The organism is Microcoleus sp. BR0-C5 (genome assembly GCF_036705045.1).
GTDB lineage: Bacteria > Cyanobacteriota > Cyanobacteriia > Cyanobacteriales > Microcoleaceae > Microcoleus.
In genome coordinates, this window is record NZ_JAUBTR010000153.1 from 1 (window position 1) to 3265 (window position 3265).

Sequence of the window (3265 nt, forward strand, 5' to 3'; positions counted from 1 at the left end):
ACTCGATGGCCAATGGCACGCTGCTACAAGTTGCGGCGACTGGGGAGGTTTTGGCTCAGCTTTTTGGGGCTGATAATTTTCTGACTTTTCGGGATTTTCTCACTCTGGCTCGTTAAGACCAAAGCGCACTGATCCCGCTGCATTTTTCCTAAAATTATAGCCACTCGGTTTATTTAATAAACCGAGTTTTTTAATATTTTTAAATAAGAAATATCCCGCTGGTAAAGGATTGGCTTACTTGACTTCCTGACGACCAGAAAATTGGTTGTTGGTGAGTCATTCATTCATGATAAAAGGCCTAAAACGAAGTTGATGACTACAAAAAATCTAACCATTTTTTGAGAAAAATATAGATTATCTGAGATCGGGCTGATTGACAGCCCTAAAATTAGTTTTTGATAAGAAATCAAGTCTTAATAAAAGTTAGATAATTAATTTTCTTTACTACAAACATGAACGAGTGTCAACTGCTTTTAGGTTAAACAATATCTAATTACACGGTGTATTTTCGTACATCGTGGTCGTTTTTTTTAATCGTAAGATAATTTACCGCCACGTCTGAATTGGCTAAAAAACCCCTGATTTGTCTGGTAGATACAGCGAACTGCTACTTTGGGAAGATGTCGATAAAAAAAAAATCGAAGTAAATAGAAATTGTTAACTATGCGAAGTCGAGAAATTAGTAATTAGAAATTTCCCATTAGCAATTAACAATAATATCTACCACTGAAGATTGACAATTAACAAATCAAGGAGCTATGTAAATTATGAAAAATTTATGGTGCAACTACTCTTCGCCAATTCACAAATCAAGTTGCGACAGCCGCGACACCGACTGCATAAAAGATTCTTTGATTGGGGCGCAGTTAGTCAGCGATCGGGCAAGCTATATTTCCTGTTTAACAAAAGCGAGTCGGGGCGTCAAAACTCAACATAAAAAACATTTACTTTGCATCGATCCGAGGGTAGAGAATTATCAGCATCTTGCCAGTGGAGTCAAACCGGGGACAGAGATAATTGTCCTCGATCAAACTCTGGACGGAGTAGAACAAATTACCGAGATTCTAGCTAAACGCAGCTTAATTGCCAGCCTTCAGATAGTTGCTCACGGCAATGAAGCTTCCGTGCAATTGGGGTCAACTGTACTGAAGGATGAAAACTTACCAAAGTACGATCGGCATTTGCAGCAGTGGCGCAAGGCCTTTAGCGAAAAAGCCGATATTTTATTATTAGCGTGTAAGGTTGGGGCTGGAAAATCAGGGATTGCTTTCGTGCGGAAGCTGAGAGAATTAACAGGCGCAAATATAGCGGCTTCCAACAATCTAATTGGGAGTACAAGATTAGGAGGAAACTGGCAATTAAATGTTACAGCCGGACAAGTAAAAACCGCAATAGCCTTTGAAACAAAAACCCAGGAAACTTACAGCGCTGTCCTCATTAATTTAGTGGACGAAAGTTTTCAAGACGCACGTCTAATCGGGCCTTGGATCTCTGGCGTTACTGGCACGTCAGACGCTCCCGCATTAACAGCAGGAACCGGAACGGAGAGTTTTCCGGGTTTGAACATAGACCCGGTAGGCAGCGGGGCGTTGAGATTAACTACAAGAACTTTTGACCAATCTACTTTTGTCATCTATAACAGTCAGGTTCCCGTCAACAGCGGTCTTAACATTGTCTTCGATATATTTGCCTACAACGGCACAGCACGTCCGAATTTACCAGGGCGGACAGGGGACGGCATAAGTTTCTTTTTAATTGACGGTACGGTGACGCCAACAATAGCTGGAGGCTATGGAGGTTCTCTCGGCTACGCGCAAAATACAGATACAGGTCAGTCGGGTTTACGGGGAGGTTATTTAGGAATTGGATTGGATGAATTCGGAAATTTCTCAAATACAACTCAAGGGCGTGTAGGCGGAATTCCAGGGGAGCGTGCAGATTCGGTAACGCTTCGAGGTAGCGAAGTTACGCAATATAAATTTTTAACTTCTACGTTTGTGCCGCAAGGAATAGATAATATCCCCGATACCGTAAATCCTCTGCCTCCAAACGGGCCGACCAACACCATTACTAGCAGTCGCGAAGCAGCCAGAAGAAGAGTTCAAATTATTTTGGAACCCCCCACTTCTGAAACGCAAACCCGTCTCACTGTTAACTTTGACCTCGACAATGATGGTTCGTTTACAGATGTGGGCGAGACTATTATCGACATTGACAATTTAGAGGAGATAAATGGGCCAATCCCGGCAACATTCAAATTTGGTTTTGCTGGTTCAACGGGAGACGCAACAAATATTCACGACATTCGCACTTTGTCGATCCAAACTATAGACGTGCCGCTTACTACAGCAGATGTTGCCTCAACGAAAACAGGCCCGGCGGCAGCGGCACCTGGCAGCGCCATTACTTACACAATTACGACAGTAAATAACGGCCCGAACGACGCCGAAAACGTGGTGATTGAAGATAGATTGCCCGTCGGGGCAGTATTAACTAGTGCTCCGGGCGGCGGCACTTTCAACCCGACAACGAGACTGGTCACCTGGCCAACTATTCCGAATTTACCTTTTGGGGCTACCACCACCCGCACCGTAACTGTTACCGCCCCAACTACACTTGGCCCTATTACCAACAGTGTATTCAGCAGCAGCAGCACGATCGATCCCGTACCCGCCAACAACAGCGGCAGCAGCCCGGATGCGAGAGTTACCACCACTATTACGAACGATAGCGCCGATGTAGTTACGGTCAAAACCGGGCCCGCTACTGCGGCGGCGGGTTCGACTGTCACCTACACAATTACGGCGACTAACAGTGGGCCGAGTCCGGCAACCAATGTGGCGATCGCCGACACCATTGTTCCGGGCTTAACAGGAGTCAGCGTGTCGGAGGGCGGAACTTACAACGCAACTACAGGTATTGTGACTTGGACGGCGATCCCATCCCTAGCCAGGGCAGTCAGCGCCAACAGAACCGTCAGTTTCGCAGTTCCCGCCACCGGTGGAACCGTCGCCAACACTGCTAGCAGCACCTCAACGAGTCCAGACCCCAATCCTGCCAACAACAACGGCACCAGCCCTCAAGCGCGAGTTACCACTGCTATCACCCAGAGTGCCGATGTAGAGACGGTCAAAACCGGACCGGCTACTGCGATCGCGGGTTCGACTGTCACCTACACAATTACGGCCACTAACAGTGGGCCGAGTCCGGCAACCAATGTGGCGATCGCCGACACCATTGTTCCGGGCTTAACAGGAGTCAGCGT

At 46.5% G+C, this 3265-nt stretch carries 1 protein-coding gene; it reads left to right on the forward strand.

Annotated features, from left to right (window positions below):
* Window positions 1-767: 767 nt before the first annotated feature.
* Window positions 768-3265: DUF4347 domain-containing protein (locus tag QUB08_RS31345; protein ID WP_333230132.1), on the forward strand; the 2498-nt coding region annotated here is incomplete at its 3' end.